This window comes from Candidatus Finniella inopinata (genome assembly GCF_004210305.1).
Taxonomy (GTDB): domain Bacteria; phylum Pseudomonadota; class Alphaproteobacteria; order Paracaedibacterales; family CAIULA01; genus Finniella; species Finniella inopinata_A.
This window is the reverse complement of record NZ_SCFB01000020.1, coordinates 13954-29679: the sequence shown is the minus strand read 5'-3', so window position 1 is coordinate 29679 and position 15726 is coordinate 13954. Positions and strand designations below refer to the sequence as shown.

The following is a 15726-nucleotide window of genomic DNA, read 5'->3' as shown; positions in this document are numbered from 1 at the left end:
CGCTACCTACTAACAACTCTCGTTTACTTCTTAAAGATCACCACCGTATCTCTCGGTGTAAGAGTGAACTTACACCCTCAACTCATCATGGTCAACAGGAAAAGGGAGGGGTTTCAAAAAAAAATGGACACCTTTTAGGGGGCGGCAGAATTTAGGCTGCATCGATGGCAATTTTCACCTATGATGGGTGACTGTTTTATATGATGAAGGTTTAATAATGGTTTTGCGAGCAATTCACCCAGAAGGATGGCGTTTTGTAGGGATTTTTAGTTTAGTAACTCTTTTCCTTTTTCTTCTATCGTCGATATTAGGATGGATCGGCGTTGTCTTAACAGCCTGGTGTTTTTACTTTTTTAGGAATCCTGATCGCGTTGTTCCTGATCGTTATGGACTGATTGTCAGCCCGGCTGATGGAAAAGTTGTCGCAATCCAAGATGTTGTTCCCCCACTTGACTGGGAAATGGGCAGTGAACCACGAGTTCGTATCAGTATTTTTCTGAACGTTTTCGACGTCCACTTAAACCGCATTCCGATTGCTTCACGTGTTAGAAAAGTTCTGTATTATCCCGGTAAATTCTTCAATGCCTCTTTAGACAAGGCCAGCGAGCATAACGAACGCAACACATTGATTTTAGAAATTAATAATGAACAAGATATGGCCGTTACTCAAATCGCTGGTCTAATCGCGCGGCGTATACGATGTGATGTGATGGCTGACCAAATGGCACAAACGGGGGAGCTTTTTGGCCTGATTCGGTTTGGCAGTCGAACTGATATCTATTTACCTTTGAACACGGCGCCATTAGTCATTGAAGGACAGAGAATGATCGGCGGAGAAACCATATTAGCAGATTTAACAAGTGATGAGTTCCCCCGACATGGGAATACTCTTTGAAAGATGAAAAATGAGAAAGCCTTTTAGACGCAATTATGGTCCCAAACGACCCTTCAAAGATCGGTTTCATGGTCGATTTCGCCAACCAAACTTAGGCAAGTTATCGTTAGGAGCAATGGTTCCGAACATGGTGACTATTGCTGCCTTATGTTGCGGCATGACAGCTGTTCAGATGGCCCTTTTACAACGGTGGGATTTGGCGATTGGGTCTGTTTTAATTGCTGGTTTCTTAGATGCGATGGATGGGCGCTTGGCTCGCCTTTTAAACAGCTCCAGTCGATTCGGCGCTGAATTGGACTCGTTTAGTGATCTGCTCAGCTTTGGGGCGGCCCCTGCCCTGATTATTTATTTACGAATTTTGAACCAATGGGGCGAAACAGGCTGGGGCATTTGCCTATTTTTTATCGTTTGTATGACGCTGCGCCTGGCCCGTTTCAATACCCGCAGCATTGAAGGAACCAATCCTTCGTGGGGGCAAAACTTCTTCACAGGTGTCCCCGCCCCAGCTGGAGCCTATTTGGCCTTATTGCCCCTTATCCTTCAGCAATATCATAGTGTCGTCAGTCTAGAACAGCCAATCGTCTATGCAACTTTTTTGATTGGCACAGGAACACTGATGATCAGCCGCATTCCTACATTTTCTTTGAAGAAACTAATCATTCCCCATCGATTGGTTTTACCGTTGATGTTGGTGGTCTTTCTAACCTTAGTCGCCCTTTACAGCAAACTGTGGTTAACCTTAACGGCGATTGGAGTGATTTATCTGGGACTTATTCCGTTTAGCTTTCGGGCTTACAAACGGCTTGAGAGGGCGATCATTGTTCCTGCACCTGCAGGAGAAGATAATCGAAAAAACAAAGTGGTCGGAACGGCGGGATTTGAACCCACGACCCCTATCCCCCCAGAATAGTGCGCTACCAGGCTGCGCTACGTTCCGACTTAACTGGTTCAGTATAGTTAGGGGGAGGTTAAAAGGCAACTGCATCAGAGTTTTCTTTTCAAAAAAAGATTGGAATCAAAGATCTTATTTCTATAAGCGTCCTAATTTATTTTCTCAAACCACTTTTTTAACGCTTGTTCCTTTTGTTTTTGCTCTCTAGTTACATGTTCTTTTTCCTCCTCGACCATGTCTTGCCAAGGGCTATTATCCGGCAATGCTTGGCTTAATTTAGAAGAAAGCATCTTATCTTTTGGCACAAAAGCATATAACCCCATAAGCGATATAAAAGCAGCCACAAACAATAAACAGCATATTCCTCTAAAACTTGTCACCTGATCACAGACATAAGCTGTCATCAGGTAGAACATAGAATGTGACGCCGCCCATATGAACAGAAGGTATGTGTAGCGGCCAAAAATTGGGAAACTTTTATTGATAAGGGGGGTCGCCGGTGTTAGCCCTTGCCCCAAGCACGAAACAACCACTTGAATCACAAAGATCACTGGGGCGCTTGTAAAACCAGTCATAAATATACCTAACAGAGGCATTAACGCCAAAAGGGAAAATAGTTTAAACTTAAGAATGGTAAAGGGATGAAATTTCAATCCCAGCAAGCCGTAACTAACCTCAGCACACATAACAATAAAAAGAACCAGCGTTGTTTGGGCCATTACTTTGTTCGTTGCTATGCCCAACTCATTTGACATAACAGAAGGCAAAAAAGCGTACGAAAAATAGAAAGCTATGGCTGGGAAAAGATATAAAGCGAACAAGGCTGGAATGTTGCGATGTTTAAAATTTATGGACAGGTAAAGATCAGAGAATTTCTTTTTTACTTTCTTCTCCGCCAACGCTTTTACAAATTCTGGCGCTTCTTTAAGGGTTCTTCGTGCAATTGTTCCCAAAACTGCCACCCCTGAACCAATGTAAAAAGGTAATTTCCAACCATTTTCTGGTGAAAGCAAAACACAAACGGCCCCGATGCCACAAGCCACCAACCCGCCCAAAGAACATGTAGCCTCTACAAGGGCACTGCAAAAATAAACCTTTGGTTCGGGAACGGTCTCTGTAATAAAAACATCGGCGGCTATACATTCTCCACCCGAGGCGAAACCCTGAACGAGTCGTAAAATAAGGAACAAGGCTGCTGATAAAGCCCCCCATTCTGCATAGGGGGGGATGTTGGGGATAAGGATACAAGAAATGGACATTAAAAATGTTGTTGAAATTAAAACAGGAACCCTGCCAATTGTATCGCCAATGTACCCCCAGAAAATCGCAGCCAAAGGGCGAATGCAAAAGGAGGAGCAAAATGTAAAAACCGTCAGCATCGGCGTCAAATATGAATCACTGGGAATAAAGATCTTTGTCAAAATAACCGTCAAGTGAACGGCTAACATCAAATCGAAGAAATCAAGAAAATTGCCAACCAAGACAATAGCAACAGATTTTTTGACATTGGAACTTAAAGCGTTATCATCAGTTTTAACTTTCATTTGGTACCATCTGTTATGGGCAGGACGATTGTTCACCGTATAACAAATTAATTTGCGCACTTCCATTAGATAAAAAAATATTATTCAACTGAATAGAAATTCCGCCCTGAATTTACAAACCCAGGATTTAATAAATAGCTAGAAATTCACCACCCAGATGGCTAATCTCTAGGTATATGTTTCTTTTAAGTGCCTTAACTTATGCAAAGCCTAGCTGATATCCGCCGCACGTTTACGGACTTTTTTAAAAACAACGACCATGAAGGGGTGCGTTCCAGCCCTTTGGTACCGCAAAATGACCCCACGTTGTTATTCACAAATGCGGGTATGGTACAATTTAAGGATGTTTTTACAGGCAAAGAAAAACGCCCCTATCAACGCGCCGTGACAGCCCAAAAATGTCTGCGCGCCGGTGGCAAGCATAATGACCTGGACAATGTTGGCTATACGGCTCGCCATCACACGTTTTTTGAAATGCTGGGCAATTTCTCCTTCGGTGATTATTTCAAAGAACAGGCGATCCATCATGCCTGGACTTTGGTGACCAAAAACTTTCACCTGGACCCCAGCCGCCTTTTGGTGACGGTTTATGCTGAAGATGAAGAAGCCGCGACCCTTTGGCGTAAAATTGCAGGTTTAAGGGATGACCGTATTTTACGCATTTCCACATCGGACAATTTCTGGTCCATGGGGGATACAGGTCCTTGTGGGCCGTGCTCTGAGATTTTTTATGACCATGGTGAAGGCATTCCAGGCGGGGTTCCCGGATCGGCTGACCAAGATGGTGACCGGTTTATCGAGATATGGAATCTGGTGTTCATGCAGTTTGAACAGCATGCCGATGGCACCCGGACGAATTTACCCAACCCATCGATCGACACAGGTATGGGCCTGGAACGGATGGCGGCCGTCATTCAAGGGGTTCACAACAATTATGACATCGATTTATTTAAAACCCTGATTGCCACGGCCCAAGATCTAGTCGGGAATTCAGGCCCCCAAAATCGCCAATCATACAACGTCATTGCTGACCACATTCGCGCCAGCAGCTTTTTAATTGCGGACGGCGTTTTGCCATCCAACGAAGGGCGCGGTTACGTTTTGCGTCGCATTATGCGTCGTGGCATGCGGCATGCTCATAAATTAGGCAGCCAAGATCCCTTAATGTATCGGTTGGTGCCAACGTTGGTGTCGTTGATGGGCGAGGCCTATCCCGAACTGGTGCGTGCCCAACCTTTGGTTCAACAAATTTTGCATCAAGAGGAGGAAAAGTTCCGCCAAACGTTAGAGCGCGGGTTGAAGCTTTTGCAGGAATCAACCACTGTCCTTTTGCCTGCGCAGGCCTTGCCGGCTGAGGTCGCCTTTAAGTTATATGACACATTCGGATTCCCTTTGGATTTAACCCAGGACGTTTTAAGGGCGGAGGGTCGTACCGTTGACGAGGCCGGCTTTCAAACCTGCATGGCTGAGCAAAAGCAAAAGGCTCGTGCAGCTTGGGTCGGGTCGGGTGATACGGCCAATGAACAGGTATGGTTTGATTTTCATCAGCAATTCGGTGCCACTGAATTTTTAGGGTACACAACAACCGAAGCTGAGGGAACAGTGTGTGCGTTGGTTATAAACGAACAAAGTGTTGAGGAAGCTAAGCAAGGCCAAGATGTGATGATATTAACCAACCAAACCCCTTTCTATGCCGAGTCAGGCGGCCAAATGGGGGATCACGGTTTTTTAACAACAGAGGAAGGCGCTGTTGTCACGATAACAGACACTCTAAAAAAAGTGGGCAGTCTGCATGTGCATGTGGGTCATATAGAAAAGGGTCAATTGAAAACAGGGCAAACCGTCAAGCTGAATGTGGATCGCGACCGTCGCCGTCAGCTAGCGGCCAACCATTCAGCAACCCATTTATTGCACGCTGCTTTGCGCCAGACCTTTGGCAAGCATGTCACGCAAAAAGGGTCGTTGGTGGCACCTGACCGATTGCGGTTCGACTTTACGCATCCAAGACCCGTTACAAAAGAAGAACTCGCCCAGGTTGAACAGGCCGTTAACCAAAGAATTTTCGACAATCAGGAAACATTGACGCGTGTGATGACCCCCGACCAGGCCATAGAGGAAGGCGCCATGGCTTTGTTTGGGGAACGATATGGGGAAGAGGTGCGGGTCGTCAGCATGGCTGATTCGGTTGAACTGTGTGGCGGCACCCACGTGGAACAACTGGGCACCATTGGTCTTTTCAAAATTACGGGGGAGAGCCCTGTATCAGCGGGCATCCGCCGTATTGAGGCGATCACGGGGCCTGCCATTTTGACCCTTTTGGCGGAGACGCAAAAAACACTCAGTGCTGAACGGGAACAAAACCGCAAACAAGTCACTGAACTGCAAAAGCAATTGGGCGATATAAAACGCCAAACCCTTTTGGATGGCGAATCGGATAACGCTCAGACAATCACCATAAAAGGTTACCCGGCCATGGTGCATCATTTGAAAGGTGTGCCCGCCCGTGATCTGAAAGCCCTGGTTGATCGGTATAAGCAAACCCTGGGGTCAGGCCTTGTGATTGTTACCAGTATAGACGACGATAAAGTGGCCTTGGTGATTGGCGTCACGCCGGATTTAACCGACCGCCTAGATGCCGTTAAATTGGTGAAAATTGGTGCCGAAATTTTAGGGGGACAAGGTGGCGGAGGACGCCCAGACCTTGCCCAAGCCGGCGGCTCAAACCCGGAAAACATTGGCCAGTTGCTGGAAGTTTTAAGTCAGGGGATGTAACGACAACCTGCCCTACTTATAACAACTTATCCAATTCACCCGACTTATCAAGGGCATACAGGTCGTCGCAGCCACCAATGTGGCGCCCGTCAATGAAAATTTGCGGCACGCTGGTGCGCCCGTCTGCTTTTTCGGTCATGGCTTGACGAAGCTTGGCATTGTTCGAAACGTCGATTTCTTCAAATGATGCGTTTTTCTTGTTCAACAAAGCCTTCGCTTTAACGCAATACGGACAAGTGGACGTGGTATAGATTTCTATTCTCGCCATGGGTTATTTCCTTTCAAAAAATGGTTTAAATTCTTTAAGAACCTGCTGATAAACAGGTCGTTTAAAATCGATAATCAAGTCGATCAGTTGATCTGGTTCCAGCCATTTCCAATTGGAAAATTCAGGGTGGAAATCAGAATGAATTTGAATGTCGTCGTCATTGCCCGTAAAACGCAATAAGAACCACTTTTGCCGTTGGGAATGAAAACGACCATCCCATAATATGGGCCTTAGAACATCGGGGAATCGATAGTTGTACCAGTGTTCGCTTTCGGCAATCAGCTGGGCTTTGTCCGTGCCAACCTCTTCCTTCAATTCTCGAAAAGCAGCCTGCAGGGGTGTTTCACCATAATCAATGCCACCCTGGGGCATTTGCCATCCATCCGAAGGGTTTGAAGATATCCGAACATTATCAATACGCTGGCCGACAAACACATGATCATCGGCATTAAGCAACATAAGGCCAACGCCGGGCCGATAACCATCTTCCATTTGGGATTCAAAATCTGTACTCATTCAAAACCTGATCGGAAGAATGTGGTGGGCGCCGCAGGATTCGAACCTGCGACCCGCTGATTAAGAGTCAGCTGCTCTACCAACTGAGCTAGGCGCCCCTTACTAATTTTATAGACGATTCACCAGTCTTTTGTCGAGCCCTCTTAACATGTATAAGTTCGGGCACCATAAGATTTTATCGTCCCTTTTTAAGAATCGGGATACCTAAGTTTTGTAACCACACGATATCAAGCTTCCAAGGATGGAGGCTTCTCTCTCGCCACCTTTGAAACTGCTCGTCAATATAGTGTTGTGCCTGATCAGGCTTCCAGTGATTCACCTGGGCAAGATGGGCGGCCGCTTCGTCGCCCTTCCCTTGTGAAATTGCAAAACTGATTCGTTTAACCTGATGGCATGGCGGGCATAAAGCAATCAGCCCCTTCAAAGTTTGTATCTTTCGTTTATCGTCAAAGTGCCAAATCTCATGACATTCTACGGGCCATTGTTCGCCTGCCCCTCTACAAACCTCACACCGATGGCCTGCCGTTTTAAACGTGTATTTCTTTAATTTTTCCCAATCAGTGTAGCGAACATGGGATCGCACATTTGAAAACCCACAAGTCCTCGGCACAAGCTCTATGGTCAATAATTGGGTACCTACGCAGTCCTCTGTTCTTTGCAACTCAAGGGTTTCTATGGCGCGTGTGACGGCCACATAAAAGATGCAATCTTCCTCGGTGTTATTGGTTTTGAAATCATCATTCAAAAGAACTTGTGTCCATTCCTTACCTTTGGCCTTGTGGGCCGTGGTTACAACCACGTCCGCTTCCTCCTCGCCGTAAAGGCAAGACCGTTTGATCACTTTCAAAACCTTTAAGGCGTCATCCTGATAGGTGTCCAAAAAGTCAATCATGGCCTTATATTCGTGATCTTGCGATAACTCGGCCTCTTGAACAAACCTGACCCACGATGGGAAACGCTTAATGGTTAGATCCGTGATCAGCGCGATGGTCCCATTCTTTAAGTGATAGGCACTTTCAAAGGAACTGATAACTTTTTCAATATCACCGACGTAATGAATTTTTCTGTTCAATGTTTTGGACTGAATGATTTCATCAAAAATGCCGGCATTGGTGCGCGAGACAAAGGCGTACTTTTTTGTTCTGTCGATGGGCCCGATGGTGCTTTGAATGGCATCAAACCCTTTTATTTTATGGGTTTCCCCTAACCTTTCAAGGATCTTGTTCGCCTCATCCGCAATCGCGGACCCAAACCGAAACGACTGGGTCAGGTAATAAGTGTCCGCCTTGATGGTTTCCAGGGCGTTTTTTGTTCCCCGAAAGCCATAGATTTGTTGGTTTTTATCACCCACATAAATTCTTTGAACCGTTTGGTGCGACAGGATGTCGAGAATAACAGGGTTTGCGTCTTGCGCCTCGTCCAACATGATATAGTCGTAAGTATCAATAATAGGCTTTGAAAGCTGATAGAGCTTCAGATATGTATCATGGGTTGCTGGAATGGTGTGATTGTTCTCGTCAATCATGGCCTGCCACAGCCTTTTGGCATACCAGCAGGAAAGCACAATAAATTTTTCTAAAAATGTTTGGGGAGTATTGATGTTTTCAAGATCAAAATCCAGATTGTCCCGTTCATATTTGACCATCAGTTTTTCAATCCAACGCCGGGAATAGTGAATGGGCTCCAGTTGTTCATCGGCTGTATAGCAAAAAATCCTGACCATATCGATGGCGCTAGAGGCGATAAGGGATGAACTGGCAAGAAATTTGCCGTGGGTAAAAGGTCGAACCGCCAAAAACTCGATTAAATCAGAATGGTGGAGTTTGTGATTCAATTGCCCTTTATATTTTGCGCCCACCTGTTGATAAGCCAGGCCGTGAATGGTTTTACAGTGGATATACGGTGGAAATTTTGCCTGGGCCTCGGTTTTTAACGCCGCGTTATACGTTAAGTAAAGCCCCCGTCGCTTAGGATAAGCCAGGGCAATCATTTTAAGCGTTGTGGTTTTACCCGTTCCCGCCAAGGCCGAAACCATCAGATTGTGGCCAGATGTGACAGCCTGAACTATGGCCGTCTGTTCAGATGTGGGGGTTATTTTGGGTTGATAGGGAATCGGCATTTTGGGGTGATTAACAATTGAGGTTATCTAAATGTTTAGAAATTTTCCCTTATTTGCAATTGAAAAAAATCACCCCGTATTCAAATCACCAGCCAACTGACCAATTAGCTTCTTAAGATTTTCATCAGAAAGCGTTGAAAGATTCGGGGTGTCCGGCTGTTGGAAAAGGCCCAGGGACTTCGCCTGCAGCTCCTTCACCTTCAGCGCCAGGGCCAGATTGTCTTGGGACAGGGCCAGGTTGTATAAGCCTTCCAGTTGTTCCATAAGTGTAATAGATGTCAGAGGCGTTTTTTGAGTCATGATCGAAAAATCCATAAGGGGAGTAGGCATCCAGGTTAGCTGGAAGCCTAGGGTTTTCAAGGATTAGCGATGAGCCTGGGCATATGGTGGGTCACTCAAAACAAAAATTATGTGGGGTTTTTATCACACTGCCTTATAAATTCACCTTCAAAAGATGTCAAAAAAATTGTGCATTTTGACCAAATCTATAAAAGTTAAGTCATAACAATAACGGAATCTAATTTTATCCGTTTACTAATTTAAGGAGTTAACATGAAAAATTTATCGATCGCTTTGTTGGCTGTTGCTGCTCTTGGGACTTCAGCTGCTAATGCAAGTAACGGCTTCTACTTGGGCGCCAGCGCCGGTGTTGCGCAAACGAACGTACAGTATAGTTATGCGAACCAGAATACATTAAATGTGGGCCTAAATCCTGGGTCTGAATTTGCTCAAAACTTTAAAAATGACAGCGGTAAAGCTGGCGGATTGTTTGGTTTGTTTGCAGGTTACGGCGTTGTCGTCGGAAACGGCGCGTATTTCGGTGGTGAAGTTTATGGTGGTTTTGACACGACTTCTTTTTCACCCTATGACGACAGTGCTTCTGGGAAAAGAGTTGGATTTTGGAAAGCTAAACTAGAGCATAAGTATTACTATGGTTTAGCAGCTCGCTTAGGTTATATGATTACCCCAAGCACTTTAGTTTACCTTCGCTTAGCGATGGAATCTGGTAAATGGAAAGCGTCTGTAACTCCTAACAGCGGCTTGTTGGATGTTAACACCGTGCCCGCTAACAGCACAGACAGAAAAGTAGTTACAAAAAACAAAACGGGTATTCAATTTGCACCTGGTGCCGGCGTGGAAGTTTACGTTACGAAGAATTTGTTTCTACGTGCAGAATATTCATACTTGTTTGGACCAAAGATTTCGTTAACACAGACTACTGGGGACTTAGCGTCTGGTGTCACGGGTATCAACGGTACCTCTGTCAACCACAACTTCAAAACCAGCCAACATGCTATGAAAATTGGTATCGGTTACAAGTTCTAAATCTTTAAGGGATTTTGACATCCTTTAAGAATAAAGCTCTTACAAAGCCCGCGCCTCAACAGCGCGGGTTTTTTATTTTAGTCCTCCATATGTCTCATTCCCGCGCAGGCGGGAATCTAGGACACAATACAACTGGGCCCCCTACGCGGGGGTAACGATGGGAGGCGGTAAAGAGGATGCACAAGAAGGAACAGGATCAGGCCATTTTAATCGCGAGGTTGTTCCAACCCCAATTCCTGAATTTTCTTCCGAAGCGTATTTCGGTTGATGCCCAAAATGTCAGAAGCTTTTTTTTGATTCCCGCCGGTTGCTTTCAACGTAATCTCAATCAGGGGCTTTTCAACCTCCTGCAAGACCCTATGGTACAAACCCGAACAGGGCAGCTCGTCCCCGTGGTTTTGAAAATATGTTTCCAAAAATTGCTGCACGGTTGGCCCCAGGCCTAAACAAGACTCATCTTTTAAGGGGACAGGGTTTTTGGACATTTCCTTCGAATCTTTCACAACGTTTTATGAATCTGACAAAGCAACATAATACTCATCAATCAGTGCTTTCATGGCCTGGGCGTTATCCGCCTGATTAATGCTCACACGAAAATCTGTCGACTTGTTCAGCCCTTTGCTATACCAACCCACATGCTTTCGGGCAATTTTAACACCTGTCTCTTCGCCGTAATGACGCAACATTTCTTCCACATGATCTTTGATAATTTGGTGTTGTTCAGAAAGGGACGGATCGGGCAATAACGTTTTATCACTCAAATACGCTGCCACCTGGTTAGGGAACCAAGGGCGCCCATAACTTCCTCTGCCAATCATCACGCCATCGGCCCCGCTTTGCTCTAATAAAGCCTCTGCATCCGCCAGCGTCACCACATCTCCATTGCCAATTACCGGCACGTGTACGGCCTGTTTAACCTGGCGGATAAACGCCCAATCTGATTTCCCGTTATAAAGTTGGCAGCGCGTCCGCCCATGGATGGTGATCATTTGCACACCGCATTCTTCGGCAATTTTAGCCAGGCGCGGCGCATTCCGCGTGTGATCATCCCACCCTGTCCGCATCTTCAAGGTCACAGGCACAGAAACCGCCTTAACCGTCGCCTCAATAATCCTTGCCGCCAGCAATTCGTCGCGCATCAGGGCTGACCCTGCGTAACCATTCACGACTTTTTTAACAGGGCATCCCATATTAATATCGATGATCTGGGCGCCCAAGTCTTGATTAAGCCGGGCCGCCTCAGCCATCACCTCGGGCTCGCAACCAGCTAACTGAACGGCCATAGGCTGCTCGTCAGCGGACTTTTCAATCATTTTCATAGTTTGACGCGTATGACGAATCATGGCCTGACTGGCGATCATTTCAGAGATAACCAAGCCTACCCCCATCCTTTTCACCAGCCGCCGAAATGGCATATCCGTCACGCCAGACATAGGCGCCAAGATCACAGGCATACAAAGCTTAATAGGGCCAATCGTAACAGTCATAATTCAATAAGGAGGCTTCGTTAAAAGGTATAAAAACGCTTGCACACCTTAAAAGGAATAGGCGCTAAATTCAAGATTTTAGTTTGTGATGCAAGAACCAAGATGAGGCCGGACGGCGGGCTAATCATTTTATAGGGGGCTGCCATAATGGTGCCCCATGGCGATTGCACTGACATCTCCTCAGCCTAGTTTTTAAAATTACGGTTTCTGCTATTTCCCAAACTTTTGTAGATTGATTTGATTTTGTAGGTTTTGAGAGATCTACTTCCTGTTTTTTTTATTTTTAGACACTATCCTCCCCTTTAAAAGACTTACCGTTTATATCAGTCAATCCGCTCAAACGCGCTTTAAATTGTGGTCAGCGGTTAGAATTTTCAATAAGTATTTGTTGTCCCAGCCTGCTACCTTCCGTCGACAGCTCACCCCTCGTTTATTCGTTTTTTCTTGCTTGAGTAGATTCAAAGCAATACGTCTCATGACAGCCAAATTCTTGGCCGCGTGGCCAACATGCACCTGGTTATGGTCTTCCCTAAAACCTACATCCAAAGACCAGTGCAGGTTAATTTCTATGTTCCAGTGTTTTCTGACAGCAACCATAAACTGATCAATATTTTCATAGGCTAAACTTGTTAGAAAGTAGCGGGTACTACGCTCAACCTGATTATTAGTTGTGCGTGTTGTTTCAAGCATGCCAACACCCTTTAACCCAGGCCAACGAAGTTGAAATACTGCCGGATCGCGTGCTGATACTAATGTATAGCGACGTGTTTCTATGCGACCATGATCATGGATCTTCTCTACTTTCCGTCGATTAAGCATCTTCTTGTACTGACGTGATTCTCCTATATGGAAAATTGCCTTGACCATTTCATGAAGCTTCGGTTGATTATCTTTTAGAGCTAATACGTAGTCTGCACCTTGAATTAAGATCTCTTCAGCAATTGACTGCTGACAACCCATGGCGTCAATGGTGACTGTACTACCAGTAACATCAATCATCTTGAGTAATTTTGGAATGGCTGTAATTTCATTGGATTTTTCATCCGTTTTAACTTGCCCTAAAAGAAGACTTTGATTGCTTGCCCAGGCACTTACAATGTGTAGGGCTTTTTTCTCTTTTCTTCTGTTGCCAGAACCCCGTAGCGTTTTTCCATCAATAGCAATAATCTCAGAATTAACATCGATAGAGAGTGACTTGATCCATGCATAAAAGCAGGATTCAAATTGCTCTGGGTCAAGTATGGAAAACACACGGCCAAAAGTATCATGAGATGGCACACCATTAGGCAGCTCGAGAAATGTTGATAACCAATCGTATTTGGCTTTGCCAAATTCACTAATATCAACCCAGTTATCAGCGCCACAAATTGTGGCCAATATTGTTATTACCAAGATATCGTGCAATTTGTGAAGCTTGTTGTGGTTATCAATACGAGGATCGGCAAGAGGTTCAAAATGTTTGAGGAAAGTATCTGATAACTGCATCCCTGTTTCCTTTTTCTTTATTGAGAAAAAAGAATAATAACAACGGATAGAACAGCAGAAAAGCCGAATAAAAAATTAGGAAATAATTTTTAGAATACTAAACTAATTTTCAGTGCAATCGCCATGAATGGTGCCCAGAGTCGGAATCGAACCAACGACACAGGGATTTTCAGTCCCTTGCTCTACCAACTGAGCTATCTGGGCAGATAAGTGGTTCCTAAAAATTCCTTACCCTAAGTTTTTTATAAAAGGATTTCCGCCCCTTGTCCAGTCTGTTTGCGGATAGTCTCTAAATTAAAAAGAAAGAAATGCCGTCCGGTGTATCTAATATGTAATTTTAAACACCGAAATCTTACTCAGCCCCCTCTCCATAGGTAAATTCGTACGCCACATGAAGTGGCATCGAATCAGGGGTCGTGCCCATCAGGCTTCTAAACCTCTGGGAGTCTGTCAAATCCACATGACACTGGGCTATCCAGCTCCCCTGATCGCAACTATTATAGCTTAGGCTTGTCCACACCTGGATTGCGTATTGTTCACCACAACACAAAGGAACAGAACAAAACCAAAAGTCTGAGATCTCCTCTGAACATCTAGCTTGAAGATCCCCAGTCGTTATCCCTTTCCAGTTATTTAAGCAAATATCGGCAGTCTCCCCACCAAAAAATTCTGGCCTTCCAGGTATCCTTGGAGGACCATACCGCAGAAAGCAACCTTCTGAGTAATGGGTAATCCAGCTTCCGTTACAACGTCCTGGCACCGTAAAGGTGACCAACACCGTTTTCTTCAAGACAAGGGACCTTTCAGGCTTGCAGTTTCTAAGAGATAAGTTATACGGAGCCAGTTGAGCGTTCAAAGTGGCTAGATTACCCGATAAACTTCCATAAGTCGCCACTTTGAAGCCATTCGGTGGGAAAGGGAAATCACCTGCCAGAATTCCACCAATCTCTATGTTTGTGGGCAAAGTAAATGTCCCCGCCACGTTTAAAAGTCCCGAAGATGGTTTTTTGAGGCCTACAGACGGACGCCAGGTGCTTCCCGGTTGAAACGTCAAGTCCTGGGCAAAGACTGTTCCAAATCCCCCTAGAACGCCACCATCTGCGATGATGAAGTTCTCTCGATTCTCACCATTCCCAAACGTAACATCGGATAAGTCTGGCGTATCACCAATAATCAACGCTGCTTCAGGTTGGCCTTTAGTGCCGGTTACTGTTACTGTTGCTTTTGCATCTAGGCTAAAGTCAGCATCCAACACCAACTCATTACTGCCTTCTTTGCGGAAGGGGGGTTCATCAAAATAACAAACATACCTCGAACCCTCTTCGCTGTAGTGAAAACGCGAGTCCCTTTCAACAGCTGTGAGGTGAGGATTTTTCAACCCCTCATCTCCCTCCACAACAGCGAACTTCGGGTTCTTGACGCGATCTAAATCCACACTTACCCCTTCTGCCGAGAAGACGTCTTGACAAGAAGCGACTAAAAAAACGGATAAAACAGCTTTTAAAAATTTATGATTACGCGCAGACATAACAATCAACATTCCCTTATTTATGCAATATAATTTAATTATCCATTTAATTTATTAAAATATTATTAAATGTATTAAAATTTGATATCGGCACAACAAATTGTAGAAATTTTACTAAATTTGTATTAAAATAATTTAATGTTGAAGCTAATAATTAAAAGGTCGCTGTGAATAAATTAGCTGTTGTTACAGGGGGAACGCGTGGCATTGGTGCCGCCATCAGCCAAGATTTGAAAGCAAAGGGATACCGCGTTATCGCCAACTACCACACAAATCATGAAGCCGCCCAGAATTTTGCCGCCCAGCATGATGTTGTGGTTCAGTCATGGGATGTCAGTGATGCAAAGGCATGCCAGGACCATATGCAACAAATTCAAAAGGAACACGGACCCACAGAAATTTTGGTTCATAACGCAGGGATTACCCGCGATGGATTTTTGCATAAAATGCCTGTCTATAATTGGCAAGCCGTCATCCAGACCAATTTAAATTCTTGCTTCCATATGGCTCAGGCGGTTCTGGAATCAATGCGTGAAAATAACTTTGGCCGGATTGTGTTGATATCATCGGTCAATGCCTTAAAGGGGCAACGTGGACAGACTAATTACTGTGCTGCCAAAGCCGGAATTATTGGGTTCGCCAAAGCCCTAGCCTTGGAATCAGCCCTTAAAAATATTACAGTTAATGTGGTGGCGCCTGGATATGTTGACACCGAAATGGTGCAGGCCATCAGCCAACCCATCTTAGAAAAAATCATTCAACAAATCCCGAAAGGTCGCCTGGCCCAGGCCAATGAAATCGCCCACGCAGTTGGTTTTTTGGTCAGCGATGCAGCCGCTTATATTACGGGCGAGACTTTGAATGTGAACGGCGGGCTTTATCTAAGTTAACGGG

14 protein-coding genes and 3 tRNA genes are annotated in these 15726 nt (G+C 45.1%); 5 read left to right on the top strand and 12 right to left on the bottom strand.

Going from position 1 to position 15726, the window contains the following annotated elements:
• Positions 1-217: 217 nt before the first annotated feature.
• Together EQU50_RS07820 and EQU50_RS08680 are read left to right on the top strand one after the other, a co-directional pair.
• Positions 218-895, top strand: coding sequence for a phosphatidylserine decarboxylase (locus EQU50_RS07820; RefSeq protein WP_130154563.1), 678 nt, complete (start codon positions 218-220; stop codon positions 893-895).
• Between the two features lie 10 nt (positions 896-905).
• On the top strand, positions 906-1805 hold the full coding sequence (locus tag EQU50_RS08680) for a CDP-alcohol phosphatidyltransferase family protein (protein ID WP_420886608.1): 900 nt from the start codon (positions 906-908) through the stop codon (positions 1803-1805).
• Here EQU50_RS08680 and EQU50_RS07810 read toward each other — a convergent pair.
• A tRNA-Pro gene (locus EQU50_RS07810) sits at positions 1756-1832 on the bottom strand. The genes EQU50_RS08680 and EQU50_RS07810 overlap by 50 nt on opposite strands.
• Before the next feature lie 104 nt (positions 1833-1936).
• On the bottom strand, positions 1937-3331 hold the full coding sequence (locus EQU50_RS07805; RefSeq protein WP_165380398.1) for an MFS transporter: 1395 nt from the start codon (positions 3329-3331) through the stop codon (positions 1937-1939).
• Between the two features lie 201 nt (positions 3332-3532).
• Here EQU50_RS07805 and alaS point away from each other — a divergent pair, with 201 nt between their 5' ends.
• On the top strand, positions 3533-6103 hold the full coding sequence (gene alaS, locus EQU50_RS07800) for an alanine--tRNA ligase (RefSeq protein ID WP_130154561.1): 2571 nt from the start codon (positions 3533-3535) through the stop codon (positions 6101-6103).
• Positions 6104-6119: 16 nt separating this feature from the next.
• Here alaS and grxC read toward each other — a convergent pair whose 3' ends face one another.
• From grxC to EQU50_RS07775, 5 genes are all read right to left on the bottom strand, one after another.
• The gene (gene grxC, locus EQU50_RS07795; protein WP_130154560.1) at positions 6120-6371 is read right to left on the bottom strand and encodes a glutaredoxin 3; all 252 of its coding nucleotides are present in this window, start codon (positions 6369-6371) and stop codon (positions 6120-6122) included.
• 3 nt (positions 6372-6374) lie between these two features.
• Complete coding sequence (locus EQU50_RS07790) at positions 6375-6887, bottom strand: RNA pyrophosphohydrolase (protein WP_130154559.1); 513 nt, start codon at positions 6885-6887, stop codon at positions 6375-6377.
• 22 nt (positions 6888-6909) lie between these two features.
• Positions 6910-6985: transfer RNA gene (locus EQU50_RS07785), tRNA-Lys, on the bottom strand.
• Between the two features lie 77 nt (positions 6986-7062).
• Positions 7063-9006: a UvrD-helicase domain-containing protein gene (locus tag EQU50_RS07780; RefSeq protein ID WP_130154558.1), complete on the bottom strand. Its 1944-nt coding sequence runs from the start codon at positions 9004-9006 to the stop codon at positions 7063-7065.
• A gap of 69 nt (positions 9007-9075) precedes the next feature.
• Positions 9076-9306 (bottom strand): hypothetical protein, encoded by a 231-nt coding sequence (locus tag EQU50_RS07775; protein ID WP_130154557.1) that lies wholly within the window; start codon positions 9304-9306, stop codon positions 9076-9078.
• 252 nt (positions 9307-9558) lie between these two features.
• Here EQU50_RS07775 and EQU50_RS07770 point away from each other — a divergent pair, with 252 nt between their 5' ends.
• The gene (locus tag EQU50_RS07770; protein WP_130154556.1) at positions 9559-10332 is read left to right on the top strand and encodes an outer membrane protein; all 774 of its coding nucleotides are present in this window, start codon (positions 9559-9561) and stop codon (positions 10330-10332) included.
• A gap of 206 nt (positions 10333-10538) precedes the next feature.
• On the opposite strand, the gene EQU50_RS08590 is transcribed toward EQU50_RS07770, so the two are convergent.
• From EQU50_RS08590 to EQU50_RS07745, 5 genes are all read right to left on the bottom strand, one after another.
• Complete coding sequence (locus tag EQU50_RS08590; RefSeq protein ID WP_130154555.1) at positions 10539-10817, bottom strand: helix-turn-helix domain-containing protein; 279 nt, start codon at positions 10815-10817, stop codon at positions 10539-10541.
• 24 nt (positions 10818-10841) lie between these two features.
• Positions 10842-11819 carry a tRNA dihydrouridine synthase DusB gene (dusB, locus tag EQU50_RS07760; RefSeq protein ID WP_130154554.1) on the bottom strand — a complete coding sequence of 326 codons (978 nt, stop codon included), beginning with the start codon at positions 11817-11819 and terminating at the stop codon, positions 10842-10844.
• A 336-nt stretch (positions 11820-12155) separates the two neighbouring features.
• The gene (locus EQU50_RS07755; RefSeq protein ID WP_130153184.1) at positions 12156-13304 is read right to left on the bottom strand and encodes an ISAs1 family transposase; all 1149 of its coding nucleotides are present in this window, start codon (positions 13302-13304) and stop codon (positions 12156-12158) included.
• Positions 13305-13432: 128 nt separating this feature from the next.
• A tRNA-Phe gene (locus tag EQU50_RS07750) sits at positions 13433-13508 on the bottom strand.
• A 148-nt stretch (positions 13509-13656) separates the two neighbouring features.
• Complete coding sequence (locus EQU50_RS07745; RefSeq protein WP_130154553.1) at positions 13657-14832, bottom strand: hypothetical protein; 1176 nt, start codon at positions 14830-14832, stop codon at positions 13657-13659.
• 167 nt (positions 14833-14999) lie between these two features.
• On the opposite strand from EQU50_RS07745, the gene EQU50_RS07740 reads away from it, so the two are divergent.
• Positions 15000-15722 carry a 3-oxoacyl-ACP reductase gene (locus EQU50_RS07740; RefSeq protein ID WP_130154552.1) on the top strand — a complete coding sequence of 241 codons (723 nt, stop codon included), beginning with the start codon at positions 15000-15002 and terminating at the stop codon, positions 15720-15722.
• The last annotated feature ends 4 nt before the right edge of the window (positions 15723-15726 follow it).

Coding starts and splice junctions, on each gene's coding strand:
- EQU50_RS07820 (WP_130154563.1), top strand. CDS start 218: ATGGTTTTGCGAGCAATTCACCCAGAAGGATGGCGTTTTGTAGGGATT.
- EQU50_RS08680 (WP_420886608.1), top strand. CDS start 906: ATGAGAAAGCCTTTTAGACGCAATTATGGTCCCAAACGACCCTTCAAA.
- EQU50_RS07805 (WP_165380398.1), bottom strand. CDS start 3,331: ATGAAAGTTAAAACTGATGATAACGCTTTAAGTTCCAATGTCAAAAAA.
- alaS (WP_130154561.1), top strand. CDS start 3,533: ATGCAAAGCCTAGCTGATATCCGCCGCACGTTTACGGACTTTTTTAAA.
- grxC (WP_130154560.1), bottom strand. CDS start 6,371: ATGGCGAGAATAGAAATCTATACCACGTCCACTTGTCCGTATTGCGTT.
- EQU50_RS07790 (WP_130154559.1), bottom strand. CDS start 6,887: ATGAGTACAGATTTTGAATCCCAAATGGAAGATGGTTATCGGCCCGGC.
- EQU50_RS07780 (WP_130154558.1), bottom strand. CDS start 9,006: ATGCCGATTCCCTATCAACCCAAAATAACCCCCACATCTGAACAGACG.
- EQU50_RS07775 (WP_130154557.1), bottom strand. CDS start 9,306: ATGACTCAAAAAACGCCTCTGACATCTATTACACTTATGGAACAACTG.
- EQU50_RS07770 (WP_130154556.1), top strand. CDS start 9,559: ATGAAAAATTTATCGATCGCTTTGTTGGCTGTTGCTGCTCTTGGGACT.
- EQU50_RS08590 (WP_130154555.1), bottom strand. CDS start 10,817: ATGTCCAAAAACCCTGTCCCCTTAAAAGATGAGTCTTGTTTAGGCCTG.
- dusB (WP_130154554.1), bottom strand. CDS start 11,819: ATGACTGTTACGATTGGCCCTATTAAGCTTTGTATGCCTGTGATCTTG.
- EQU50_RS07755 (WP_130153184.1), bottom strand. CDS start 13,304: ATGCAGTTATCAGATACTTTCCTCAAACATTTTGAACCTCTTGCCGAT.
- EQU50_RS07745 (WP_130154553.1), bottom strand. CDS start 14,832: ATGTCTGCGCGTAATCATAAATTTTTAAAAGCTGTTTTATCCGTTTTT.